General features: G+C 59.4%; 25 protein-coding genes and 2 tRNA genes. 21 read left to right on the top strand and 6 right to left on the bottom strand.

The features are described 5' to 3' along the window. Positions 1-55 precede the first annotated feature (55 nt). From ACOCLD_RS14655 to nadA, 15 genes are all read left to right on the top strand, one after another. On the top strand, positions 56-805 hold the full coding sequence (locus ACOCLD_RS14655; protein ID WP_422909688.1) for a YebC/PmpR family DNA-binding transcriptional regulator: 750 nt from the start codon (positions 56-58) through the stop codon (positions 803-805). A 242-nt stretch (positions 806-1,047) separates the two neighbouring features. Next, positions 1,048-1,572, top strand: a complete 525-nt coding sequence (gene ruvC, locus ACOCLD_RS14650) for a crossover junction endodeoxyribonuclease RuvC (protein ID WP_422909687.1) — start codon at positions 1,048-1,050, stop codon at positions 1,570-1,572. 23 nt (positions 1,573-1,595) lie between these two features. Then, complete coding sequence (gene ruvA / locus ACOCLD_RS14645; protein ID WP_233684596.1) at positions 1,596-2,201, top strand: Holliday junction branch migration protein RuvA; 606 nt, start codon at positions 1,596-1,598, stop codon at positions 2,199-2,201. Continuing rightward, entirely contained in the window at positions 2,202-3,254 is a 1,053-nt protein-coding gene (gene ruvB / locus ACOCLD_RS14640; RefSeq protein WP_257779269.1) for a Holliday junction branch migration DNA helicase RuvB, read from the top strand. It abuts the gene before it with no gap. A 51-nt stretch (positions 3,255-3,305) separates the two neighbouring features. Next, a complete protein-coding gene (gene ybgC, locus ACOCLD_RS14635) occupies positions 3,306-3,758 on the top strand; it encodes a tol-pal system-associated acyl-CoA thioesterase (protein ID WP_422909686.1) in 453 nt (150 codons plus the stop codon). Between the two features lie 32 nt (positions 3,759-3,790). After that, on the top strand, positions 3,791-4,462 hold the full coding sequence (gene tolQ / locus ACOCLD_RS14630) for a protein TolQ (RefSeq protein WP_392539678.1): 672 nt from the start codon (positions 3,791-3,793) through the stop codon (positions 4,460-4,462). A 34-nt stretch (positions 4,463-4,496) separates the two neighbouring features. Further along, positions 4,497-4,949: a protein TolR gene (gene tolR / locus ACOCLD_RS14625; RefSeq protein ID WP_392539655.1), complete on the top strand. Its 453-nt coding sequence runs from the start codon at positions 4,497-4,499 to the stop codon at positions 4,947-4,949. Then, entirely contained in the window at positions 4,949-5,899 is a 951-nt protein-coding gene (gene tolA / locus ACOCLD_RS14620; protein WP_422909685.1) for a cell envelope integrity protein TolA, read from the top strand. Before tolR ends, tolA begins: the two co-directional genes overlap by 1 nt. Next, positions 5,896-7,194: a Tol-Pal system beta propeller repeat protein TolB gene (gene tolB, locus ACOCLD_RS14615; protein WP_422909684.1), complete on the top strand. Its 1,299-nt coding sequence runs from the start codon at positions 5,896-5,898 to the stop codon at positions 7,192-7,194. The genes tolA and tolB overlap by 4 nt, the downstream gene beginning before the upstream one ends. 66 nt (positions 7,195-7,260) lie before the next feature. Further along, positions 7,261-7,758, top strand: coding sequence for a peptidoglycan-associated lipoprotein Pal (pal, locus tag ACOCLD_RS14610; RefSeq protein WP_257779264.1), 498 nt, complete (start codon positions 7,261-7,263; stop codon positions 7,756-7,758). Positions 7,759-7,764: 6 nt separating this feature from the next. Then, on the top strand, positions 7,765-8,586 hold the full coding sequence (gene ybgF / locus ACOCLD_RS14605; RefSeq protein WP_422909683.1) for a tol-pal system protein YbgF: 822 nt from the start codon (positions 7,765-7,767) through the stop codon (positions 8,584-8,586). A 245-nt stretch (positions 8,587-8,831) separates the two neighbouring features. Continuing rightward, positions 8,832-9,479: a 7-carboxy-7-deazaguanine synthase QueE gene (queE, locus tag ACOCLD_RS14600; protein ID WP_257779315.1), complete on the top strand. Its 648-nt coding sequence runs from the start codon at positions 8,832-8,834 to the stop codon at positions 9,477-9,479. 1 nt (position 9,480) lies between these two features. Then, a complete protein-coding gene (queC, locus tag ACOCLD_RS14595) occupies positions 9,481-10,155 on the top strand; it encodes a 7-cyano-7-deazaguanine synthase QueC (RefSeq protein WP_422909682.1) in 675 nt (224 codons plus the stop codon). A 58-nt stretch (positions 10,156-10,213) separates the two neighbouring features. After that, positions 10,214-10,289: transfer RNA gene (locus ACOCLD_RS14590), tRNA-Lys, on the top strand. A gap of 171 nt (positions 10,290-10,460) precedes the next feature. Next, positions 10,461-11,519, top strand: coding sequence for a quinolinate synthase NadA (gene nadA / locus ACOCLD_RS14585; protein ID WP_422909681.1), 1,059 nt, complete (start codon positions 10,461-10,463; stop codon positions 11,517-11,519). A 60-nt stretch (positions 11,520-11,579) separates the two neighbouring features. Here the strand turns inward: nadA and ACOCLD_RS14580 are convergent, their stop codons facing one another. Further along, positions 11,580-13,013, bottom strand: coding sequence for a M48 family metalloprotease (locus ACOCLD_RS14580; RefSeq protein ID WP_422909680.1), 1,434 nt, complete (start codon positions 13,011-13,013; stop codon positions 11,580-11,582). 106 nt (positions 13,014-13,119) lie between these two features. On the opposite strand from ACOCLD_RS14580, the gene ACOCLD_RS14575 reads away from it, so the two are divergent. Together ACOCLD_RS14575 and ACOCLD_RS14570 are read left to right on the top strand one after the other, a co-directional pair. Beyond that, entirely contained in the window at positions 13,120-13,371 is a 252-nt protein-coding gene (locus tag ACOCLD_RS14575) for a sulfurtransferase TusA family protein (protein ID WP_422909679.1), read from the top strand. A 31-nt stretch (positions 13,372-13,402) separates the two neighbouring features. Then, on the top strand, positions 13,403-14,467 hold the full coding sequence (locus ACOCLD_RS14570) for an AI-2E family transporter (RefSeq protein WP_422909678.1): 1,065 nt from the start codon (positions 13,403-13,405) through the stop codon (positions 14,465-14,467). Positions 14,468-14,519: 52 nt separating this feature from the next. Here ACOCLD_RS14570 and ACOCLD_RS14565 read toward each other — a convergent pair whose 3' ends face one another. Both ACOCLD_RS14565 and ACOCLD_RS14560 read right to left on the bottom strand, forming a co-directional pair. Further along, entirely contained in the window at positions 14,520-14,993 is a 474-nt protein-coding gene (locus tag ACOCLD_RS14565; RefSeq protein ID WP_422909677.1) for a peroxiredoxin, read from the bottom strand. A 10-nt stretch (positions 14,994-15,003) separates the two neighbouring features. After that, on the bottom strand, positions 15,004-15,561 hold the full coding sequence (locus ACOCLD_RS14560; RefSeq protein WP_257779256.1) for a glycine cleavage system protein R: 558 nt from the start codon (positions 15,559-15,561) through the stop codon (positions 15,004-15,006). A 226-nt stretch (positions 15,562-15,787) separates the two neighbouring features. Here ACOCLD_RS14560 and dapA point away from each other — a divergent pair, with 226 nt between their 5' ends. The 3 genes from dapA (at position 15,788) to ACOCLD_RS14545 (ending at position 18,759) form a co-directional block, all read left to right on the top strand. Next, positions 15,788-16,666, top strand: coding sequence for a 4-hydroxy-tetrahydrodipicolinate synthase (gene dapA / locus ACOCLD_RS14555; protein WP_257779255.1), 879 nt, complete (start codon positions 15,788-15,790; stop codon positions 16,664-16,666). 17 nt (positions 16,667-16,683) lie between these two features. After that, positions 16,684-17,802: an outer membrane protein assembly factor BamC gene (bamC, locus tag ACOCLD_RS14550; RefSeq protein WP_422909676.1), complete on the top strand. Its 1,119-nt coding sequence runs from the start codon at positions 16,684-16,686 to the stop codon at positions 17,800-17,802. Between the two features lie 87 nt (positions 17,803-17,889). Next, positions 17,890-18,759: a phosphoribosylaminoimidazolesuccinocarboxamide synthase gene (locus tag ACOCLD_RS14545; protein ID WP_422909675.1), complete on the top strand. Its 870-nt coding sequence runs from the start codon at positions 17,890-17,892 to the stop codon at positions 18,757-18,759. Between the two features lie 156 nt (positions 18,760-18,915). Here the strand turns inward: ACOCLD_RS14545 and ACOCLD_RS14540 are convergent. The 3 genes from ACOCLD_RS14540 to ACOCLD_RS14530 all read right to left on the bottom strand — a co-directional run bounded on the left by ACOCLD_RS14540 (position 18,916) and on the right by ACOCLD_RS14530 (position 20,334). Then, positions 18,916-19,005 (bottom strand) — tRNA-Ser (locus tag ACOCLD_RS14540). Positions 19,006-19,133: 128 nt separating this feature from the next. After that, positions 19,134-19,757 (bottom strand): N-methyl-D-aspartate receptor NMDAR2C subunit, encoded by a 624-nt coding sequence (locus tag ACOCLD_RS14535; RefSeq protein WP_422909674.1) that lies wholly within the window; start codon positions 19,755-19,757, stop codon positions 19,134-19,136. Beyond that, positions 19,738-20,334, bottom strand: coding sequence for a hypothetical protein (locus ACOCLD_RS14530; protein ID WP_422909673.1), 597 nt, complete (start codon positions 20,332-20,334; stop codon positions 19,738-19,740). Before ACOCLD_RS14530 ends, ACOCLD_RS14535 begins: the two co-directional genes overlap by 20 nt. 227 nt (positions 20,335-20,561) lie before the next feature. Here ACOCLD_RS14530 and pqqF point away from each other — a divergent pair, with 227 nt between their 5' ends. Continuing rightward, complete coding sequence (pqqF, locus tag ACOCLD_RS14525) at positions 20,562-23,030, top strand: pyrroloquinoline quinone biosynthesis protein PqqF (protein WP_422909672.1); 2,469 nt, start codon at positions 20,562-20,564, stop codon at positions 23,028-23,030. The last annotated feature ends 24 nt before the right edge of the window (positions 23,031-23,054 follow it).

Raw genomic sequence — 23,054 nt, 5'->3', positions numbered from 1 at the left:
CTTCTTTATTACTGCATAAAAATCGATATTGAATCTGTAACAACCGGAGTGAGTTATGGCTGGTCATTCCAAGTGGGCCAACATCAAGCACCGCAAAGGGCGTCAGGACGCCAAGCGCGGCAAGATATTCACCAAACTGATTCGCGAACTGACAGTCGCCTCCAAGCACGGCGGTCCGATCCCGGCGGACAACCCACGCCTGCGCCTGGCGGTGGACAAGGCGCTGACCAACAACATGTCGCGCGATGTAATCGACCGCGCCATCGCCCGTGGTGCCGGTAATAATGAGGCCGACAACGTTGCCGAGCTGAGCTACGAAGGCTATGCGCCGGGCGGTGTGGCAATCATCGTTGAAGCCATGACCGACAACCGCAATCGCACCGCAGCCGAAGTGCGTCACGCCTTTAGCAAGTGTGGCGGTAACCTCGGTACCGATGGTTCGGTGGCCTATATGTTCGACCGCAAAGGGCAGATCAGCTTTGCTTCAGGCGTGAGCGAAGATGCCTTGATGGAAGCCGCGCTGGAGTCCGGTGCTGATGATGTCGAGATGGCTGAAGATGGCTCGGCGCTGGTCTCCACCAGCTTTGCTGATTTCCATGGGGTCAACGAGGCGCTCAGTGCGGCTGGCTTCAAGGCGGCAGAGGCGGAAATCGCCATGATCCCGTCGATCAGTGCACCGATTACCGACCTGGAAACGGCGCAGAAAGTCATCAAGCTGATCGACATGCTCGAAGACCTCGATGATGTGCAGGAGGTCTATCACAACGCCGAGATTCCTGACGAGATTATGGAACAGCTTGGCTGAGTGGTTGCGGGTAAAGCAGAGCCGGAGGTATTCAGGTCATTGGCCTGAGCGCTCCGGCTTTTTTATGGCTGGCTTGCCAGGTTGCTGAGTATTAGGTCGCCTTGATCGGGCCTGAATGATGCGCGGTCACTTTTTATAGCCTGTGCCTGGATGACGTGGGCGCGGGCGGGCTCTATACTCGCGAGCTGGATAAATAGACAGTGTGCCGGCTAAGTGGCTGGTGCCTTGAGTGGGCGGAAGGCATGACCTTGATTCTTGGCATCGACCCCGGTTCGCGCATCACCGGTTACGGTGTGGTGCGTGATACCGGTCGCAACTGCGAATATGTCGCCTCGGGCTGCATCCGCACCGGCGACGGCCCGTTGCCCGAGCGCCTGCAGATCGTCTTTCGCGGCGTCAGCGAGGTGATTCGCCTGCACGGACCGGTGACCATGGGCATCGAGCAGGTGTTTATGGCGCGCAACCCGGACTCCGCGCTCAAGCTCGGGCAGGCGCGTGGTGTGGCCATCGTTGCGGGTATCGAAGCGGGGTTGGATATTGCCGAATACACCGCCACCCAGGTCAAGCAGGCGATTGCCGGCACGGGCGGGGCGGATAAGGAGCAGGTGCAGCTGATGGTTATGCACCTGCTCAAGCTGGTGCAGAAGCCACAGATCGATGCCTCCGATGCCCTGGCGATTGCCCTGTGTCATGCCCATCATCGGCAGAGTCTGATTCCCCATGGTCTGGTCGGTGCCAAGCGGCGCGCCGGTCGCCTTCGTTTGTAACGTGATCTTTAAGGAAAGCAGCGGTGATCGGACGTTTGCGTGGCACCCTGGCGGAAAAGCAGCCGCCGCATGTGATTATTGACATAAATGGTTTGGGTTATGAGCTGGAAGTGCCCATGACCACCCTGTACCGTTTGCCCGCAGTGGGTGAGCCGCTGACCCTGCACACCCATCTGGTGGTGCGCGAGGATGCGCATCTGCTGTATGGCTTCTTCGAGAAGCGTGAGCGTGAGCTGTTTCGTGAGTTGATTAGGCTCAATGGCGTAGGCCCAAAGCTGGCGCTGGCATTGATGTCCGGCCTTGAGGTCGATGAGTTGGTGCGTTGTGTGCAAGCTCAGGACACCTCGGTGCTGGTGAAGATCCCCGGGGTTGGCAAGAAAACCGCCGAACGCCTGCTGGTTGAACTGAAAGACCGCTTCAAGGCCTGGGAAACCGTACCGGGCATGTCGACCCTGGTGGTGGAACCTCGCGGTGCTAGTGCAGTCACAAACGCGGAGAATGATGCCGTCAGTGCACTTATTTCGCTCGGCTACAAACCCCAGGAAGCCAGTCGCGCCGTCTCAGCTATTAAAGAAGACGGTTTGAGCAGTGAAGATATGATTCGTCGAGCCCTGAAGGGAATGGTCTAAGTGCTAGAAGCTGATCGCCTGATTACCGCCACCAGTCGTGACCGCGACGAGCAGGTTGACCGCGCCATTCGCCCGCTGAAACTGGCCGAATACATCGGCCAGCCGAGTGTGCGCGAGCAGATGGAGCTGTTTATCCAGGCTGCTCGTGGCCGCAGTGAAGCGCTTGATCACACCTTGATCTTTGGGCCGCCCGGCCTGGGCAAGACCACTCTGGCCAATATCATCGCCCAGGAAATGAATGTTTCGATCAAGAGCACCTCGGGGCCGGTGCTGGAGCGGCCGGGGGATCTGGCGGCGCTGCTGACCAATCTTGAACCGGGCGATGTGCTGTTTATCGATGAAATCCATCGTTTGTCGCCGATTGTCGAAGAAGTGCTGTATCCGGCCATGGAAGACTTCCAGCTCGACATCATGATCGGCGAAGGCCCGGCCGCACGCTCGATCAAGCTCGACCTGCCGCCTTTTACCCTGGTCGGTGCCACTACGCGCGCCGGTATGCTCACCAATCCCTTGCGTGATCGTTTCGGCATTGTCCAGCGCCTGGAGTTCTATAACACCGACGATCTGGCGACTATCGTCATGCGTTCGGCTGGAATTCTCGGTCTGCCGATCGAGCCCCACGGTGCCTTCGAAATTGCCCGTCGCGCGCGCGGTACACCGCGGATTGCCAACCGTTTGCTGCGCCGTGTGCGTGATTTTGCCGAGGTGCGCGGGCAGGGCGACATTACCCGGCCAATTGCCGATCTGGCGCTGAATCTGCTGGACGTCGACGAGCGTGGCTTCGACCACCAGGACCGGCGTCTACTGCTGACCATGATCGAGAAGTTCGACGGTGGCCCGGTGGGTATCGATAACCTGGCTGCGGCGATCAGTGAAGAGCGTCACACCATTGAGGATGTGCTCGAACCCTATCTGATTCAGCAGGGCTATATCATGCGCACCCCGCGCGGCCGCGTGGTCACTCGGCATGCCTATTTGCACTTTGGCCTGAATGTGCCCAAACGCATGGGCGAACTGCCCACGGCGGACTTGTTTGGCCGCGATGATGATTGAGAAAAAATACTTGTGAAGACGATTGGCAAGACCAGGAGCTGGCACTAGAGTATGCGCGCGCAAAACGGAGTTCAGCCGTTCACCCTTCGTTGTCGGGTTTATTTCGAAGACACCGATGCGGGCGGCATCGTCTACTACGTCAATTACCTCAAATTTATGGAACGGGCTCGCACCGAGCGCCTGCGTGATCTGGGTTTTCTCCAGTCGACGCTGGCCGAGGAGGGCCTGTTGTTCGTTGTGCATTCGGCCGCGGCGCGCTATCACGCACCGGCCAGGCTTGATGATGAGTTGCTGGTAAGCGCTGAAGTAGTCGAGTTGAACCGTGCCAGCCTGCGTTTTCGTCAACAGGTCAGGCGGGCGGCGGATGATGTGCTGCTGTGTGAAGGGCAGTTTATGGTGGCCTGTGTGCGCGCCGACAATTTGAAACCCCGGGCCATTCCCCAAACTCTGCATGCGGCCTTTGCCGGGCAGGGCGGCGCGGGTACATCTAGAGCAGGAGAGTAAGCGTGGAAGCAACAGCCAACGCCGTTGACCATATGTCGATGTGGAGTCTGATCAGCAACGCCAGCCTGGTGGTGCAATTGGTAATGCTGACGCTGGTGGCCGCATCGGTCATGTCGTGGGTCATGATCTTTCAGCGCACGGCACTGCTACGCGCAGCCAAGCGTGCGCTGGATAATTTCGAAGAGCGTTTCTGGTCGGGCATTGACCTGTCCAAACTCTATCGCCAGGCAGGTAGCAATCCGGATCCGGACTCTGGTCTGGAGCAAATTTTCCGTGCCGGCTTCAAGGAATTTTCCCGTCTGCGCCAGCAGGCCGGGGTCGATCCGGATGCGGTGATGGATGCTGTATCGCGTGCCATGCGCGTGGCTATCTCCCGTGAAGAAGAGAAGCTTGAGCAAAGCCTGCCGTTCCTCGCCACCGTCGGCTCGACCAGCCCGTATATCGGCCTGTTCGGTACCGTGTGGGGCATCATGAACTCCTTCCGCGGCCTGGCCCAGGTGCAGCAAGCGACCCTGGCCACCGTGGCGCCGGGTATTGCCGAGGCGCTGATTGCCACCGCCATTGGTCTGTTCGCTGCGATTCCTGCGGTGATTGCCTACAACCGCTTCTCGGCGCGCGGGGAAATGCTGATCGGTCGTTATTACACCTTTGCCGATGAGTTCCAGGCGATCCTGCACCGCAAAGTCCACACCAGCGACGACTAAGCCTTAGGCATTCTCATTACAGGTTTTTCAAGCCATGGCCAGAATTCGCAACAGACGCAAGCCCGTCGCCGAGATGAACGTGGTGCCCTACATCGACGTGATGTTGGTACTGCTGGTGATCTTTATGGTGACCGCGCCCATGCTCAATCAGGGGGTCAAGGTCGATCTGCCGAAAGTCAGCAGTGAAGCCCTGCCGCAGGACAACAACGCCCAGGTGCTGACCATCTCGATCAAGGCCGACAAGACCTATTTCTGGAATATGGGCACCGAAGTCGATGTCGACACCGTGCAGGACAAGGCACTAACACTGGAAGAAATGACCCGCGCGGTCACTGCAATCATCAATCAGAGCCGGGCAACCGGTAAGCAGGTGCAGGTGTTCGTGCGTGGCGACAAGACCGTCGACTACGGCACCATCATGGCGGCCATGGGCGGCCTGCAACAGGCTGACGTCGGTAACGTCGGGCTGATTACCGAGGCCCCCTGATGTACGACCAGCGCGAGCGTTCGCCCTCGGAAAGCCTGTTCTGGCCTGTGGTCTGGGCTGTGGGTCTGCACGTCATCATGTTTGCCATGCTGTTCGTCAGTTTCGCCTTTGCTCCGGAGCTACCGCCGGCCAAACCGGTGGTGCAGGCGACCCTGTACAAGCTGCAGTCGCAGAGCCAGGCCACCACCCAGACCAATCAGAAGATCGCCGGTGAGACCAAGAAGACCACTGCGCCGGTTTATGAGACCGAGCAGCTTGAACAGAAAAAAGCCGAGCAGGAAAAAGTAGCGGCCAAGGCAGCGGAACAAAAGAAAGCCCAGGAAGCTCAGAAAGCAGAAGCTGCAAAAAAGGCGGAAGCTGACAAGAAAGCCGCAGAGCAGAAAAAACTCGCGGATGTCGCCAAGAAGAAAGCGGCAGATGAGGCGGCAAAGAAAAAGGCCGCTGAAGACGCCAAGAAAAAAGCTGCAGAAGAAGCGAAGAAGAAAGCTGCCGCCGAAGCGGCGAAGAAAAAGGCTGCCGATGACGCCAAGAAAAAGGCCGCAGAGGCAGCCCAGCGTAAGGCAGTAGAAGACAAGAAGGCTGCTGCGTTGGCTGAGTTGCTGTCTGAGGATGTGGGTCGTCAGCAGGCAATCGCTGATACGGTCGGTGATGAAGTGGCCGGCAGCCTGGATGATCTGATTGTTATGCTGGTCAGCCAGCAATGGCGGCGACCGCCATCAGCGCGTAATGGCATGAGCGTAGAAGTGCTGATCGAAATGCTGCCCGATGGCACCATTACCAATGCCAGTGTGACGCGCTCCAGCGGTGATTCGCCATTTGATAACTCGGCCGTGCAAGCGGTGCGTAACGTCGGACGTATCGCTGAAATGCAACAACTGGACCGCGCTACTTTTGATCGCCTTTACCGGCAGCGTCGCGCTGTCTTCAAACCGGAGGATTTAGGTCTGTGAATACCCTGATGCGTATTGTTCTGCTCGGTCTGGCCATGCTGGTCGGTACCGTTCAGGCTGCTGATCCGTTGGTGATCAGCAGTGGCACTGATCGTGCCACGCCCATCGCCGTGGTGCCGTTTGGCTGGCAGGGCGGCAATGTGCTGCCTGAAGACATGGCAGACATTATCGGCAGCGACCTGCGCAACTCCGGCGTATTCGAGCCAATTCCTCGGCAGAATATGATCAGCCTGCCAACTCAGGCGGCTGAAGTGATCTACCGCGATTGGCAGGCTCTGGGCGCGCAATACGTGCTGGTGGGCAGCATTGTGCCTAATGCCGGTCGTCTGCAGGTGCAGTTTGCCCTGTTCAACGTCACCACCCAGCAGCAGGTTATGACTGGCAGCGTAGGCGGCGGCGTTGATCAACTGCGTGATATGGCGCACCACATTGCTGACCAGTCCTTCGAGAAGCTCACCGGCGTCAAGGGTGCGTTTTCCACGCGCATGCTCTATGTGACGGCTGAGCGTTTCGGCGTTAACAACACGCGCTACACCTTGCAGCGCTCCGACTATGACGGCGCGCGCGCAGTAACCCTGCTGCAGTCGCGTGAGCCGATTCTGTCGCCGTCCTTTGCCCCCGATGGCCGTCGCATTGCCTACGTTTCGTTCGAGCAGAAGCGTCCGCGTATTTTCGTGCAGCACATCGATACTGGTCGCCGCGAGCAGATCACCAACTTCGAAGGCCTCAATGGCGCGCCAGCCTGGTCGCCGGACGGTAACCGCCTGGCGTTCGTGCTGTCGCGTGACGGCAACCCGGAAATCTACGTGATGGACATGGGCACTCGCCAGCTGCGCCGTGTCACCAATCAGCCATCGATCGATACCGAACCATTCTGGGGTAAGGACGGTCAGACCCTGTACTTCACCTCGGATCGTTCCGGTAAGCCGCAGATCTATAAAACCAACATCAATGGTGGTTCGGCAGAGCGTGTGACCTTTATCGGTAACTACAACGCTAACCCGAAACTTTCCGCTGATGAAAAGACCCTGGTCATGATCCATCGCCAGGATGGTTACACCGTGTTCAAGGTGGCGGCACAAGACCTGCAGCGCGGCAATTTGCGGATACTTTCAGACACCAGTCTGGATGAGTCGCCCACTGTTGCGCCCAATGGCACCATGGTAATCTACGCCACCCGCCAGCAGGGTCGGGGAGTCTTGGTATTAGCGTCCACCAATGGTCGCGTCAGGCTCCCTCTTCCTACCGCTCAAGGCGAAGTTCGAGAGCCTTCTTGGTCCCCTTACCTGAACTGATGCGGCGCTACACCGTTGTTGTTTGAAATACTGCTTAACACACTGGGGTTCATTAGGAGTTACATGATGGAAATGCTGAAATTCGGTAAGTTTGCTGCCCTGAGCCTGGCTCTGGCCGTCGCAGTTGGTTGCTCCTCGAAAGGCGGCGACGCTGCTGGCGAAGGCGCTGTTGATCCTAACGCTGGTTACGGTGCCAACACTGGCGCTGTTGATGGTAGCCTGAGCGAAGAAGCTGCTCTGCGCGCTATCACCACCTTCTACTTCGAATACGACAGCTCCGACCTGAAGCCAGAGGCCATGCGCGCTCTGGACGTGCACGCCCGTGACCTGCAAGGCAACGGCGCTCGCGTAGTTCTGGAAGGCCACGCTGACGAGCGCGGTACCCGTGAGTACAACATGGCTCTGGGCGAGCGTCGCGCCAAAGCTGTACAGCGTTACCTGGTACTGCAGGGCGTTTCCCCGGCTCAACTGGAACTGGTTTCCTATGGTGAAGAGCGTCCGGTTGCCACTGGCAACGACGAGTCTTCCTGGGCTCAAAACCGTCGCGTCGAACTGCGTAAGTAATTCGATATGCGTACGTGCCGTCGTGCTTTAACCGTTTTGGCGCTCAGCCTGCCGCTTGCGGCTGTGGCTGAGGTTCCCGTGGTGGATAACAATGCCGGTTACGGCAGCAGTTACCCGCCAGCTGGTTATGGTACGTCCGGCACCTACGCCGGGGCAGGGGCTGCGGCTCCTGTCTCGGCGCAGGGCATGCTGTTCAACCAGTTGCAGCAGATGCAGGAAGAGATCGCGCAACTGCGCGGTACGCTGGAAGAGCAACAGAACGAGATTCAGCGTCTTAAACAAGAAAGCCTGGAGCGTTATCAGGATCTTGATAAGCGTCTGAGTGGTGGTGCAGCAGGTGCTGCAGTCAACCCGAATTCTTCAACCGCTGGCGTGATCAATGCCAACGGTACGCCGACCCCTCCGGTGACGGGTCAGGCACAAGCGCCGGCCAGCAGCGAGCCTGCCGATCCGGCCAAGGAAAAGCTGTTCTACGAAGCTGCCTTTGATTTGATCAAGGCCAAGGACTTCGATAAAGCCAGCCAGGCTTTTGCAGCCTTCCTGCGTAAATACCCCAACAGTCAGTACGCCGGTAATGCGCAGTACTGGCTGGGTGAGGTGAATCTGGCGCAGGGCGATCTGCAGGGGGCAGGCCAGGCTTTTGCACGGGTCAGCCAGACCTATCCTAGCCACGCCAAGGTACCGGACTCGCTGTTCAAGCTGGCGGACGTTGAGCAGCGACTGGGCAATAGCGACAAGGCCAAGGGTATTCTGCAGCAGGTTATTGCGCAGTACCCAGGCAGTTCGGCTGCGCAACTGGCGCAGCGCGATTTACAGCGCTTGCCGTAAGCTGAGTTGCCGTCAAGAAACCCGCGCCTGGCGCGGGTTTTTTATTGCTGCTTTTTCTGACAGCAACCCTGTAGCTGCTGCTGTGCGACAAGTTTTTTATGGCCAGCCATCCCTGGCGGCCACCCTGCGGGCCGTTGCTGCGCAACGTTAAAAATTTCTCCCGGAAATTTTTTCGTATACAATCCGCGCCCCTTTTCCCGCAACGGAGGCGGACAGCCTGTTTAGCTGTCACGCCCGTGGCTGATATGCAAGAAACCCTGCGCATTACCGAGATTTTCTACTCGCTGCAGGGCGAGACGCGCACCGCCGGCTTGCCGACGGTGTTCGTTCGCCTGACCGGCTGTCCTCTGCGTTGCCAATACTGCGACACCGCTTATGCCTTTAGCGGCGGCGAAATCATGTCGCTGGATGCCATTGTCGATCAGGTGGCCGGCTACAAGCCGCGCTATGTCTGCGTGACGGGCGGCGAACCATTGGCGCAACCCAATTGCATCGCCCTGCTCAAGCGTCTGTGTGATGCCGGCTATGAGGTGTCGCTGGAAACCAGCGGGGCTCTGGATGTGTCGTCGGTCGACGCGCGGGTGAGCAAGGTGCTCGACCTGAAGACTCCGGGTTCGGCTGAAGTGGCGCGCAATCGCTACGAGAACATCGAGCTGCTTACGCCGAACGATCAGGTCAAGTTTGTTATCTGCTCGCGTGAGGACTATGACTGGGCGGTGAGCAAGCTGATCCAGTACCGCCTGGATGCGCGTGTCAGCGAAGTGCTGATGTCGCCCAGTCACCATGAGCTGGATGCGCGCTCGCTGGCCGAGTGGATCATTGCCGACAACCTGCCCGTACGCCTGCAGATGCAGCTGCACAAGATTCTCTGGAACGATGAGCCGGGACACTGATATGAGCACGAAAAAAGCAGTCATTCTTCTTTCAGGAGGCCTTGACTCGGCCACTGTGGTGGCCCTGGCCAAAGCCGAGGGTTACAGCTGTTACACCATGAGCTTTGATTATGGCCAGCGCCATCGCTCCGAGCTGCAGGCGGCCGAACTGGTGGCTCGGCAGCTGGGTGTGGTCGAACATAAGGTTATTGGTCTGAACCTCAATGGTATGGGCGGCTCTGCGCTGACTGATGCGGCTATCGAAGTGCCGGAAGGCCCCACTGAAGGCATTCCGGTGACCTATGTGCCGGCGCGTAATACGGTCTTCCTCTCCCTGGCTTTGGGCTGGGCCGAGGTGCTGGGCGCTCGCGATATTTTTATCGGGGTCAATGCCGTGGACTACTCCGGTTACCCGGATTGCCGTCCTGAATTTATCGAAGCCTTCGAGCGTATGGCCAACCTGGCGACCAAGGCGGGCGTCGAGGGGCAGGGCTTTCGGATCCAGGCGCCGCTGCAGAACATGAGCAAAGCTGAGATTGTCCAGGCTGGTGTGCGGCAGGGGGTTGATTATGCGTTGACCGTATCCTGTTACCAGGCCGATGAGCAGGGGCGTGCCTGTGGCAAGTGTGACAGCTGTCGTCTGCGGGCTGCGGGCTTCAGTGCGGCTGGCCTGGCTGATCCAACCCGCTATTTCTAAAAAATTCGCCATGAACTGTTGAATTTATGAATTAAATCAGTATCATGCGCTCCGCATCGGGTCGTTAGCTCAGTTGGTAGAGCAGTTGGCTTTTAACCAATTGGTCGTAGGTTCGAATCCTACACGACCCACCATATTGACCTTCATTGAAGGTATGAGAAGCCTGAAAGTTCTGCTTTGCGGAGTTTTCGGGCTTTTTTGTGTCTGTAGTTTTTAGCGCCTGCGCGGGGTTGCACGCTGCCTGCTGCGGCGTCATCCAGGCGGGTATACTCGCCGCACTGAGAGCATATTCAGAGCCTGATGACATGACCCAGATTTCCGAACGCCTGCTGGTACAAGCCCACCTAGATGCCAAGCAACCCAAGTCGCTGACGCCCGAGCAGGAGGCGTTTTACCGTGCTGAGATCGCTGCCGAGCTGAAAAAGCAGAACGCCGTGCTGGTGGCTCACTATTACTGCGACCCGGTGTTGCAGGCGCTGGCGGAAGAGACCGGTGGCTGCGTCTCCGACTCCCTGGAAATGGCCCGATTTGGTAATCAGCATCCGGCGCAGACGGTGCTGGTGGCGGGCGTCAAATTTATGGGCGAGACGGCGAAAATCCTTAATCCGGAAAAGCGCGTGCTGATGCCGACGCTTGAGGCGACCTGCTCGCTGGATCTGGGTTGCCCGGTGGAGGAGTTCTCGGCGTTCTGTGATCAGCATCCGCAGCGCACCGTGGTGGTGTACGCCAATACCTCGGCAGCGGTTAAAGCGCGTGCCGACTGGGTGGTGACGTCCAGCTGCGCCGTGGAGATCGTCGAACACCTGATGGATAACGGTGAAAGCATCATCTGGGCACCGGATCAGCACCTGGGGCGCTATATCCAGAACAAGACCGGTGCCGACATGCTGCTGTGGGACGGCGCCTGCATCGTCCATGAAGAGTTCAAGGCCAAGCAATTGGCGGACATGAAAGCCCTGTACCCGGATGCGGCGGTGTTGGTGCATCCTGAATCGCCAACAGCGGTGATCGAACTGGCCGATGCGGTGGGTTCCACCAGTCAGCTGATCGCTGCAGCGCAGCGTCTGCCGAACAAGACCTTTATCGTCGCCACCGATGCTGGGATCTTTTACAAGATGCAGCAGCTGTGTCCGGATAAGGAGTTTGTCGCCGCCCCGACCGCCGGTAACGGCGCCGCGTGCCGCAGTTGTGCGCACTGTCCATGGATGGCGATGAACACCCTGCAGCGCACCCTGGAGTGCCTGCGTGAGGGCAGTAACGAGATATTTGTTGACCCGGCGCTGATACCCAAGGCGATCAAGCCGCTCAAACGCATGCTGGATTTCACTCAGGCCGCGCGGCTCAAACTGAGCGGCAACGCCTAAGCGAGCTGCATAAAAAAGCCAGGCATTTGCCTGGCTTTTTCTTTTTTAGCACGGACATTTCTAGCGCAGCATCTGCTCGATGATGCGTTTTTCTTCCATCAGCTCGCGCTGTCTGGCGTCGATACGTGAGGCCAGTTGAAAGTTGTTGCTGGCGCGACGTTTGGCGAAGTCGAGTTGCTCCAGGGCCTGGTTGTAGTCGCCAACCAGGGCGAAAAACTCGCCGCGTGCCTGATGCAGGCCGATGGTATTGCCGACCAGGCCGCGCACTTCGGCCACTTGATACCAGATGTCAGGGTCCTTGCCGCGAGTCTTCAGTAGGCCATCGAGCGCACGTTCGGCTTCCTGGGTGCGGCTCTGTTTCATCAGCAGATCGATATGCGCCTGGTTGACCGGGTAGTTGCTTGGATACAGCGATAGCAGGCGGGTGATGCGGCTCTGAGCATCGCCCAGGCGGTTGGCAGCCATGTCCAGTTCAACCTGGGCGAGGTTGTAGCTGACATCGTTGGGGGCACCGGCGAGCAGTGGCTGCAGGGTTTCGCGGGCGTCTTTGTGCTGGCCGCTTTTGATCTGCGCAATTGCCAGGCCGTAACGTGCGGCTTCCATCTGCGGATTTTCGTCGAGCATGTTGCGAAAGCGCTTGGCAGCGACGCCTGGGGTTTCTTCATAGATCAGTTGCACCCGCGCGCGCATCAGTTGGTAACGCACGCTGTCGGTGATGCCGGCGGCTTTGTATTGCTCGGCACGGTTTCGGGTGTCGGCGATGCGCGATTCCGATACCGGGTGGGTCAGCAGGAATTCAGGCGGTCGGCGATCATAGCGGTACTGACGCATCAGGCGCTCGAACATGCTGGGCATGGCGCGTGGGTCAAAGCCGGCTTTTTCCAGGTTGACCAAGCCGATGCGGTCGGCCTCCTGCTCGTTCTGCCGTGAGAAGCGCCGCTGCTCTTGCATGGCCGCTGCCTGGGTCGAGGCGATGGCCGCAATGCCCAAATCGCCGGCGCCAGCTGCCGCTGCCACGATACCGGCGAGCAGACCGGCCATTACCGGCAGTTGCATGCGTTGCTGCGCTTCCAGGCCGCGGGCGAAGTGGCGCTGCGACAAGTGCGCCAGTTCGTGGGCCATGACCGAGGCGTATTCGGCTTCTGTCTGGGCATACAGGAACAACCCGCCGTTGACCCCAACAATCCCGCCTGGCGCGGCAAAGGCGTTGATTTGCGGGCTGTTGAGCAGCACGAATTCCAGGCGCCGGTCCTGCAGCTGACTGGTTTCACTCAGGCGGTAGACGCTGGTTTCGACGAAATCCTTGAGTTGCGGATCGTCGAGCTGGCTGACCTGGCCACGGACCAGGCTCAGCCAGGCGCGGCCGAGTTGGTGTTCTTGTTGTGGCGATACGATGGCGGAACTGGCGTCGCCAAGGGACGGCAGGTCACTGGCCATGCCGGGGGGTGCCAGCAGGCAGGTTAGCGTCAACAGGGTAGGGCGCAGAAGGCTCATGCACAAAGCTCGTGTCGAACAAAGGCGCTACTGTAGCTGCCAGGCAGCAGTGCTGGCCAGGGTTGTGCGGCCTTGGTTATCCTTGCCGCCTTCCTGGAGTAGATAAATGACTGATACGCAATGGCGTGCCGAAGACTTCGATGCGCACCTGGATGCCTGCGGCCTCAACTGCCCACTGCCTTTGCTCAAGGCCAAGCTGGAGCTTAATCGCTTGGCCAGTGGCGCTGTGCTCAAGGTGGAAGCCACTGATGCTGGCTCGCAGCGGGATTTTCGTGCCTTTGCCAGCCTGGCGGGGCATAGTCTGCTGCGTGAAGACGTTGACGGCGGCGTGTACCGCTACTGGTTGCGCAAGGCGTAGTTTCAGCTGAGTGCTTGGTTGAGGAATACCGATGTTCAAAGTGTTACAGAATTGGTTGCATCGCTACTTCTCAGATGAGCAGGCTGTGGTGCTGGGCTTGCTGCTGGTGGTGGGCTTCGCTGCGATCCTGACCCTGGGCGGCATGCTGGCTCCAGTGCTGACGGGTTTGGTGCTGGCGTTTCTGATGCAGGGGCTGGTCAATGCCCTTGAGCGCCTGCGCTTGCCGCAGGTGCTGGCCGTGTGGTTGGTCTTTACCCTGTTTATGAGCCTGCTCGGTCTGTTTCTGCTGGTGTTGATGCCGCTGCTCTGGCAGCAGTTGAGCACCCTGTTCAACGAGCTGCCGCGCATGCTGGGTGAGTGGCAGTCGCTGTTTCTGTTGTTGCCGGAGCGTTACCCGACGCTGATTACTGACGCGCAAGTGCTGCAGCTGATCGAGGGCGTGCGCGGTGAGGCGGGCAAGTTTGGTCAGTGGGCTCTGTCGTTCTCTCTTTCCAGCTTGCCGATGCTGGTCAGCATCATGATCTACCTGGTGCTTGTGCCGATTCTGGTGTTCTTCTTTCTCAAGGATCGTGAGCTGATCGGTGCATGGTTTCGTGGTTATCTGCCGAGCGAACGGACGCTGATCACTCAGGTGGCTGAAGAGATGAACAAGCAGATCGCCAACTACATCCGTGGCAAGGTCATTGAAATCATCATTTGCGGAGTGGTCACCTACATCGCCTTTGCTTATCTAGGCCTCAACTACGCGGCGTTGCTCGCCTTGCTGGTGGGTTTGTCGGTGGTCGTGCCTTACATCGGCGCGGTGGTGGTGACAGTGCCGGTGGCGCTGATTGGGCTGTTTCAATGGGGCTTTGGTGACCAGTTCATCTACCTCATGGTGGTCTACGGGATTATCCAGGCGCTGGATGGCAACGTATTGGTGCCGTTGTTGTTTTCCGAGGCGGTCAACCTGCACCCGGTGGCGATTATCTGTGCCGTACTGCTGTTTGGCGGTATGTGGGGATTCTGGGGAGTGTTCTTTGCCATTCCCTTGGCCACCCTGTTCAAGGCGGTGATCGATGCCTGGCCGCGCAGCGAGCCACTTGAAGCCGCGTAAGTTGCAGGCAGAAAAAAGCCGGTCGATTGACCGGCTTTTTATTTGCTGACTGTCAGGCCTTGTGCAGTGCCTGAGCAGCGGCCAGTACCGCTTCTACATGGCCGGGTACTTTTACGCCGCGCCATTCCTGACGTAGTACGCCGTCTTTGTCGATCAGAAAGGTGCTGCGATCGACGCCCAGGTACTCCTTGCCGTAGAGCTTCTTCAGCTTGATTACGTCGAACAGCCGGCACACGGCCTCGTCCTTGTCGGAAATCAGCTCGAAGGGGAATTCCTGCTTGCACTTGAAGTTCTCATGGGACTTCATGCCGTCTCGGGATACGCCAAACACCAAGGTGTTGGCCGCCTGAAACGCCGGGTAGTGATCACGAAAGCCCTGACCTTCGGTGGTGCAGCCGGGGGTGCTGTCCTTCGGGTAGAAGTAGATCACCACTTGCTGGCCTTTGAGTGCGGACAGCTTGATGGTCTGACCGCTGGTGGCCTCTGCCTGAAAATCTGCAACCGGGGTGTCGAGTGCTACGGCCATAAAATGCTCCTTATGGATTCTGTGGACGCCAGGGTTCAATTAGCGCGTCGAGGTTCAGCGCATCGGCGAAATCGAGGAACTGATCGCGCAACCAGCTGATCTGCGTGCCGGCGGGCAGGGTCACGGTCAGCGTGGCATTGAGCATTGTGCCGCCGGTCTGTGGGGCCAGGTAGGTGTCACAGGTAAGGTTTTCCAGTTCGACATGGTGGTCGAGAAAGAACTGGCACAGCTCATTAAGAATGTCCGGGCGGTAGGCCGAGCTGACATAGGCCACATAGGGCAGGGCCTGTGGACGGCTTTCTGATGCCGAGCTGCGGATCACATTGACCGAAAAGCTGTGCTTCTTGGCCAGTGCCGGCAGGCTCGACTCCAGGCGCGCCAGCGCGTCCCAGCTGCCGGATATCTGCAAGACCAGCGCGCTGTACTCGCCATGACGGCTCAGGCGGGTGCTGACCACGGCGCAACGGTTCTCATGGCTGGTACGGCAGAGCACATTGGTCAGCTCCATGGCGTTAGGGCCAAGGGCGCTGATAAGCAGGAATTGTTCGCGAACTGGGGGGGTGGACATGCAGCCTTCCTAAACGATAAGCGGTCGACCTGTTTGTACAGTGTCGATCAAAGCCGGAAGGGTAGCGAAAAGCACCGCTCAGGGGAATGCCGGCGGGGCTTGGCGATGTGGAATGTGCCGCGTTTGCCTGAGAAAGATTGTATACGCGTTGCCGCGGTACTTCGCTTGTGCAAGGCAGGTGGCCCCAGTACCATTACGGCTCTCTTTTTCCGGCAGGAGCGGTTGCATGATTGCGGGCAGTATGGTGGCACTGGTTACGCCCATGGATGCGCAAGGTGGTCTTGATTGGCAGGCCTTGAGCAAACTGGTGGATTTCCACCTGCAAGAGGGCACCAACGCCATCGTCGCGGTCGGCACCACGGGTGAGTCCGCCACGCTGGACGTGGGTGAGCACGTAGAAGTGATCCGCCGCGTGGTCGATCAGGTTGCCGGGCGCATTCCGGTTATCGCCGGCACCGGTGGCAACTCCACCCGCGAATCGGTCGAGCTGACCCGCGCCGCCAAAGAGGTTGGCGCTGACGCCTGCCTGCTGGTCACCCCGTATTACAACAAGCCGACTCAGGAAGGCCTGTACCTGCACTTCCGCCACATCGCCGAGTCGGTTGCCATTCCGCAGATTCTCTACAACGTGCCGGGCCGTACGGTCTGCGACATGCTGCCGGAAACTGTCGAGCGTCTGGCCAAGATCGACAACATCATCGGTATCAAGGAAGCCACTGGCGACCTGCAACGCGGCCAGGAAGTGTTGGATCGCGTAGGCAAGGATTTCCTCGTCTACTCCGGCGACGACGCCACTGCCGTCGAGCTGATGCTGATGGGCGGCAAAGGCAATATCTCGGTAACCGCCAACGTCGCCCCGCGCGCCATGAGCGATCTGTGCGCCGCTGCCATGCGCGGTGAAGCTGCCATCGCGCGTGCCATCAACGACCGTCTGATGCCGCTGCATAAGGCACTTTTTATCGAATCCAATCCGATTCCGGTGAAATGGGCTCTGCACGAAATGGGTTTGATGCCAGACGGCATCCGTCTGCCGTTGACCTGGCTCAGCCCGCGTTGTCATGAACCGCTGCGTCAGGCCCTGCGCCAGTCCGGCGTATTGGTTTAATTGAGGAATTACTACGCATGAAGCGACTCACCGGACTTTCTGCACTGGCCCTGATCATCGCGGGCACCAGCGGTTGCGGCTGGATCTATGGCGAAAACGGCTACTTCCGTGACCGTGGCAGCGACTACCTCGAAGCGCGCCAGACGGCTCCGATGCAAATACCTGCAAACGTTGACGCCAAGCGTATCGACCCGCTGTTGCCTGTGCCACAGCAGGTTGCTACCACCACCGATACCGGTGAGTTTATCGTGCCGCGCCCGCAAGCCCTGGCCGTCGCCAGCAATGCCAGCGAATTCAGCCTGCAGAAGAGCGGCGAGTCGCGCTGGGTTGTGGCGCAGCGTGTACCGGCTGAAGTCTGGCCTGTAGCGCGTCAGTTCTTTGCGGATAATGGTTTCCAGATTGCCGAAGAGCGTCCGCAGACCGGTGAGTTCAGCACCGCCTGGCAGCGTTTTGATGCTTTGTCCGAATCCATGGCGCGTCGTCTGAGCAGCCGTGTTTCCGGCGTCAATCCAGATGCCGAAACCCGCGTGCGCGTGCGTATCGAGCCAGGCGTGCAGCGCAATACCAGCGAAATCTTCGTGGTCAGCGCCGAGCGTCCAGCAGGCAGCACGGCCGATGTCGCGTTCACCAACCGCAGCAGCAACCCAAGCCTGGATGCTGCACTGCTCGATGAAATGCTCGTGACCCTGGCGCGCAGCGCCGAGCAGGGCGGTTCGGTATCGCTGCTGGCCGCGCGCGACTTTGACGCGCCCAACCGCGTCAGCTTGTCGGAAGATGGCAACGGCAACCCGGTGTTGAGCCTGGGCGCAGACTTCGACCGTGCCTGGTCGGGTGTCGGTCGCTCACTGGAAATGGCAGATGTACGTATCGACGACATCAACCGCAGCCTGGGCGTGTACTACATCAACCTGGCCGAGCGTGCGCAGAAGCCAGACGACAAACCAGGCTTCTTTGGCAAGGTCTTCGGTAGCGAGCCAAGCAAGGAAGAAATCGAAGCCCGCGCCGAACGCTATCAGGTACGCCTGAGCGCCGTTGGCGACAGCGTGCAGGTCACCGTGGAAAAAGACCTCAACACCATTGCTCCCGCCGACGTGGCGCGCAAGGTGCTTGACCTGATCCAGGAAAACCTTGGCTGATAGCAGGCAACTGCTGCACCGGCACTACCAATAGGCGAAACCCGGCGGGTTTCGCCTGTTTTGTTTACCAGAGGCGAAAATTCCGACATGAGCACAGCCACCACCCTTAGCCTGAAGAAAATCTATTCGGGCAAAGTCCGTGATCTATACGAGATCGACGACAAACGCATGCTGATGGTCGCCACCGACCGCCTTTCGGCATTCGACGTGATCCTCAACGAGCCGATCCCGGACAAGGGCAAGATCCTCACCGCCATCTCCAATTTCTGGTTTGCCAAGCTGGATCACCTGGTGCCGAACCACTTCACCGGCGACAAGGTTGAAGACATCGTCCCGGCCGCCGAGCTGCCGCTGGTTGAAGGCCGTGCGGTAGTCGCCAAGCGCCTTAAGCCGGTCGCGGTAGAGGCCATCGTACGTGGCTATATCGTCGGCTCTGGTTGGAAGGAATACCAGAAGAGCGGCACTGTCTGCGGTATTCAGCTGCCCGCGGGCCTCAAGGAGGCGGCCAAACTGCCGCAGCCAATTTTCACCCCCTCGACCAAGGCCGCCGTAGGCGACCACGACGAGAACATCAGCTTTGAACAGTGCGAAGCGATCATCGGCGCCGAACTGGCCGCCAAAGTGCGCGACACCGCCATTGCCCTCTACAGCGCAGCGGTCGAATACGCAGCCACCCGCGGCATTATCATCGCCGACACCAAGTTCGAATTCGGCTTGGATGAAGACGGCACCCTGACCCTGATGGACGAAGCCCTGACTCCGGACTCCAGTCGCTTCTGGCCGGCGGACAGCTACGAAGAAGGCAAGAACCCGCCAAGCTTCGACAAACAGTTTGTCCGTGACTGGCTCGAATCCACCGGCTGGAACAAAGAACCACCAGCCCCGGCAGTGCCAGCTGACGTCGCCCAGAAAACTGCCGACAAGTACCGCGAGGCTTTGACGCGTTTGACGGTCTAGCCGTTTCGAAGAATTGGCTATAGCGACATGGAGGGGCACTGCGGTGCCCCTTTTTTGTGGGTGACGCTTGAATCAGGCATGCGGCATTTATTTAAAGGTCTGAAACGAAAAAGCCCCTGACTTCGCTACAAAGTTAGGGGCTTTGATACTGCAATATGGCGGGAAGATAGGGATTTGAACCCTAGGTACCATCGCTGATACAACGGATTTCGAATCCGTCCCGTTCGGCCACTCCGGCATCTTCCCGTGGCGACGCGCATGATAACAGCTGAAGTGCGTTTGGCGAACCTCCGGTTTGAAATTTTTCACATACTTTCAGATGCTTGGGATCAAAGGCGGTGAGCAGGGTGGGATTTGGCTAGGTCGATCAGTATTTATCCAATTGCGGTCTTTAGGTTAATTCTGGCCTGATCCTGGTAGCGTTCCTGAAAGTGGTCTGTGTTGTAGAGACGCTCACGGCGTAAAAAGTGTTTGAGCACAGCTTTGCGTTTGATGCGGTAGAGCAGGCCGGGTACCCAGCTGTATTCCTCACGCACTTGTCGGTCGTATTCGCTGAAGCGTGCGGGGGCGGCGCCCAGTATGGCCAGGTCGATATCCACCAGCAGTTGTTGATCAGGGTCGCTGGGTACTGCGTTATGGCAGGTCGCCATGATCAGGGCGTGAATGCGCGCCTGTGTGGCGGCAGTGGCGCCGCATGCTGCAAGTTCTTTTACCGCCCAGTCGGCGCTGCGTTGTTCATTGTCGGTGCCGCGCAGGGCGTAGATTGCATCGTGAAACCACAGGGCGAGTTCGACCTCTCCGGGTTCGCTGGCCAGGCTGTAGGCTGCGGTTAAATGTGCGAGGCATTCCGCCAGGTGTTGCTGCGTGTGGTAGCGGCGGTGCGGCTCGTTATATGCAGCCAACAGTCGTTCAAACAGGCCATCCGGTGCGTGCAGGCCGAGCTGGCTCCAGGCGCGTTGCCAGGAGTGGGCGAGGGCTTCATAAGCAAGGTTCGTCACGGGTGATTTCCTTACCGCTCTTATCAAACGCTGTGCGGGTGCAGTGGGCGTCGCTGTAGGCCTGGCCGTTGAAGCGCAACTCTCGGGTGCGGCAAGCCGTTGCCGTGCAGTTCGTTTCACGGATGGCGTACTGGCCATAAGTGATAGCTGGCAAGACTTCGAAGGCGTCACCGATGCCGCTCCAGAGTACGGCGTAGTGCTTTGCGCCGGCCTGCTCGCGTTCGGTGATCAGCCAGTAACGGAACAGGTGAGCGCCATAGAAGGTGAAACAGTAGGGTTGTAACGCCGGACGCAGGAAGTGAACGCGCTCTGTTGCGTTCAGGCGGGGGAGAGCCACGCTGCGAAACAGTGAGCCGGTCTGCGTCGCTGTCAGTCCCTGCTCGGTGGCGCAGCTGGCCAGGCTTTCGAGGTCGTCAGGTTGTGCTGTTTGCAGCATGGCCTCGACGATTTCCTGGGCGGGTATGCGCTCATCCGGGCTGTGCGTTTCGGTGCTGGCAGTGAGGATCGGCTCGGCTGCCAGCACCACAATCGGGGCTAGCAGCAGCACGAGGCTTAGGAGGTTTTTGCGAGTCTGCATGCGGGTGGCCAGGAGATAGCGGATTAAGCGTCCGGAGTGAACGCGTGCAAATGAGCCTAGAAGCTACTGCCAGGCAGTCGAGCTGTCTAGCAGGGTCCTGATCCCTTCATTGCGCGGCGTTATCCCCAGCTTAGTGTTGTGCAGAATTACTCCCAAAGAACAATTGTGCCGCTGCTTTTAGCGGTCGATGCTGCGTGCTTGATTGTGCGCCTATGGCGTTGTCCGCTATGTCCGAACTGCCTGATTGCCCCATCCATCGTGGCCTGCAACCGCTGTGCCTGACGCTTGAGAACGGCCTGGCGGTGCGTCTGTTCAGTCAGCCCTGGGCAAGCCGGGTGGGGCTGTGTGTGCGGGTGAATGCGGGTAGTCATGATGAGCCGTTGGCGTATCCGGGGCTGGCGCATTTTTTGGAACATCTACTGTTTCTTGGCAGCGCCGGGTTTGCCGCTGAGCAACGTCTGATGCCCTTTGTGCAGGCGTGCGGCGGCCAGGTGAATGCCACCACGCAGGCGCATTACACCGAGTATTTCTGTGAGGTGCCGGCCGATTATCTGGAAGAGGCGCTGGTGCGGCTGTTGGACATGCTGGTCCGGCCGCTGCTGGATGAGGCCGAGCAACTGCGCGAGCGAGACGTGGTGCATGCCGAATTCATTGCCCGTAGCCAGGATGTCGACACCTTGCTTGGCGCTGCGCTGGGGCAGGCCCTGGCCGAAGGGCATCGTTGCGCTGTGTTTCAGGCGGGCAACCGTGACACGTTGCCGCTCACTGATGCAGCGTTCCAGCAGGCGCTACGGGCTTTTCATCAGGCGTTCTATCACGCGGGCAACTGCCAGTTGAGCATTGTTGCGCCGCTGTCACTGGTGGAACTCACAGCTTTGTCGCAACGCTATGGGGCGCTACTGCCCCAGGCGCAGGCAGTCGTGCGCAGTCGACCGGCGCCACTGTTGCCGCTGCGCACGGAACGACTGCGGCTGAACCTGCCGGATGCAACCGCCACTTTGCATCATGGGTTTGCCCTGGAGTTGCCTGAAACCCGCGCGGACAGCGCCTTGGACTGGTTAATCGGCTGGCTGCTGGATGAAACGCCGGCAGGCTTGAATGCCAGCATGCGTGAGCGTGGATTGGGCGAGGTGGCGAGTGCCCGGGTTTTGTACTGCCATGCCGGACAAGCCTTGCTGCTGTTGAGTGTGCGCGGTGGTGTTACCCCGGATGAGGCGGTGGCATTGCTGCTTGATTGGTTGGCCTTTGTCAGCGCGCAGGCCGATCCTCTGGCTTGGCATGAGGCGTATCAGCAGACTCGCCAGCTGCGCCTGTGTGGCATGACGCCACTGGCGTTGGCCCGTGACTGGCAAGCCCCTGTGCCTGATGAGGGCGGGGCGATTTGCCAGCTGTTGCAGCAGTTGCAAGAGCCGCAGCGCCGTTGTGTGCTGCTGGTGGATGAGCGCGAGATGCCACCCTGGCCTGGTGCGGGTTTCCCCTTGAAGATGCGTGCTGAGCCGGCGCTGCCGCTGCCAGTGCTGCATGGTCGTTGGCAGTTGCCGGCACGCAACCCCTTGCTGGCAGCGGTCGAGTTGCCGACGGTGAAGCTTGCCGTGCCCGCCGCGTGTCGCTGGCTAGCGACGCCGGTTGATTACGCAGTACCGGCGGCTGCCATGGCGGTGTGGCAGGCGCGTTGCTGTTTTGCTGAGCCATTGGGGGCGAACGTATTGCTCAACCTGGCACATACAGCTTTGCGGGCCGTGACCCAGCATCTGCATCACGTCGGTATCAGCCTGAGCCTGGAAGCAGAGGCCGCCAGCCTGAGCGTGCGTGTGCAAGGCAGCGCCAGGTTGATCCCCGCGGCGGTTGGCTTGTTGATGCCGGCGCTGTTGCAGCCTACGCCGGCGCAGTGGTCGGCGCTTGAGGTTGCTGAGGCGCCGAGCATGCCGATTCGCCAGCTGTTGGCGGCGTCCGCCGAGCTGATTCAGGAGCAAGCACAAGTGTTTGCGGGCGAGGTGACTGCCACGCTGCAACAGCGTTATCGCCGGGTACGCATCGAAGCTTTTGGGGTAGGGCTGGATCGTCCGGATCAGCTACGGATCGAACACCTGTTCAGTACCTCTGTGCCCTGGCCGTCTGTGCCCGTCGCCTCGCTGCAATCTGGCTTGCACTGGCGAATGCGAGCTGCGCCCGGGGACAGTGCGCTGCTGTTGTTCTGTCCGCAAGTGAATGAGTTGCCTGCCAGCGAGGCCTGCTGGCGGATGTTGGCGCATCTGCACCAGGGCGCGTTCTACCAGCGTCTGCGCAGTGAGTTGCAACTGGGGTATGCGGTGTTCTGCAGTTACCGGCAGATCCAGGGGCGACGTGGGTTGCTGTTCGGTGTGCAATCACCGGGGTGCAAGGCCGCAGAAATTCTGCAGCACATTCAGGCTTTTCTGCAGGCGCGCAGTGCTTGGCTGGCTGGGCTGGATCAGGCTGCATTGGCTGCGTCGATTACTGCACTGCGTGGCCAGTGGCAGGTGCGTAGCTGTGACGGGCTGGCCGAGCAGGCCTGGCTGGCGCACCTGGCCGGTCTTGCAGATGATCATGGTGAGGCCGTGCAACAGGCGTTGCAGTCGCTCAGCCTGGAGGCCGTGCAGCAGGCTCAGCAGACGCTGCTTGAGGCTTCCGCGGGCTGGTACGTGCTGAGCAACGAGCCCGCGCCCGCTCACATCTAAGGGCTGTTTCTCGCCATCTTCCTT

The organism is Pseudomonas cimarronensis (assembly GCF_049331905.1).
Taxonomy (GTDB): Bacteria; Pseudomonadota; Gammaproteobacteria; order Pseudomonadales; family Pseudomonadaceae; genus Aquipseudomonas.
The sequence above is the reverse complement of the archived record's forward strand: the minus strand, read 5'-3'. Positions and strand labels throughout refer to the sequence as shown.

Bases quoted from the DNA above. Each gene is read 5' to 3' on its own strand.
- pqqF (WP_422909672.1), top strand. From the start codon at position 20,562: ATGTCCGAACTGCCTGATTGCCCCATCCATCGTGGCCTGCAACCGCTG.
- tolR (WP_392539655.1), top strand. From the start codon at position 4,497: ATGGCCAGAATTCGCAACAGACGCAAGCCCGTCGCCGAGATGAACGTG.
- ybgF (WP_422909683.1), top strand. From the start codon at position 7,765: ATGCGTACGTGCCGTCGTGCTTTAACCGTTTTGGCGCTCAGCCTGCCG.
- queC (WP_422909682.1), top strand. From the start codon at position 9,481: ATGAGCACGAAAAAAGCAGTCATTCTTCTTTCAGGAGGCCTTGACTCG.
- tolQ (WP_392539678.1), top strand. From the start codon at position 3,791: ATGTCGATGTGGAGTCTGATCAGCAACGCCAGCCTGGTGGTGCAATTG.
- queE (WP_257779315.1), top strand. From the start codon at position 8,832: ATGCAAGAAACCCTGCGCATTACCGAGATTTTCTACTCGCTGCAGGGC.
- ACOCLD_RS14655 (WP_422909688.1), top strand. From the start codon at position 56: ATGGCTGGTCATTCCAAGTGGGCCAACATCAAGCACCGCAAAGGGCGT.
- ruvC (WP_422909687.1), top strand. From the start codon at position 1,048: ATGACCTTGATTCTTGGCATCGACCCCGGTTCGCGCATCACCGGTTAC.
- pal (WP_257779264.1), top strand. From the start codon at position 7,261: ATGGAAATGCTGAAATTCGGTAAGTTTGCTGCCCTGAGCCTGGCTCTG.
- nadA (WP_422909681.1), top strand. From the start codon at position 10,461: ATGACCCAGATTTCCGAACGCCTGCTGGTACAAGCCCACCTAGATGCC.
- dapA (WP_257779255.1), top strand. From the start codon at position 15,788: ATGATTGCGGGCAGTATGGTGGCACTGGTTACGCCCATGGATGCGCAA.
- ACOCLD_RS14580 (WP_422909680.1), bottom strand. From the start codon at position 13,013: ATGAGCCTTCTGCGCCCTACCCTGTTGACGCTAACCTGCCTGCTGGCA.
- ybgC (WP_422909686.1), top strand. From the start codon at position 3,306: ATGCGCGCGCAAAACGGAGTTCAGCCGTTCACCCTTCGTTGTCGGGTT.
- ACOCLD_RS14560 (WP_257779256.1), bottom strand. From the start codon at position 15,561: ATGTCCACCCCCCCAGTTCGCGAACAATTCCTGCTTATCAGCGCCCTT.
- bamC (WP_422909676.1), top strand. From the start codon at position 16,684: ATGAAGCGACTCACCGGACTTTCTGCACTGGCCCTGATCATCGCGGGC.
- ACOCLD_RS14570 (WP_422909678.1), top strand. From the start codon at position 13,403: ATGTTCAAAGTGTTACAGAATTGGTTGCATCGCTACTTCTCAGATGAG.
- tolA (WP_422909685.1), top strand. From the start codon at position 4,949: ATGTACGACCAGCGCGAGCGTTCGCCCTCGGAAAGCCTGTTCTGGCCT.
- ACOCLD_RS14545 (WP_422909675.1), top strand. From the start codon at position 17,890: ATGAGCACAGCCACCACCCTTAGCCTGAAGAAAATCTATTCGGGCAAA.
- ACOCLD_RS14575 (WP_422909679.1), top strand. From the start codon at position 13,120: ATGACTGATACGCAATGGCGTGCCGAAGACTTCGATGCGCACCTGGAT.
- ACOCLD_RS14565 (WP_422909677.1), bottom strand. From the start codon at position 14,993: ATGGCCGTAGCACTCGACACCCCGGTTGCAGATTTTCAGGCAGAGGCC.
- ACOCLD_RS14530 (WP_422909673.1), bottom strand. From the start codon at position 20,334: ATGCAGACTCGCAAAAACCTCCTAAGCCTCGTGCTGCTGCTAGCCCCG.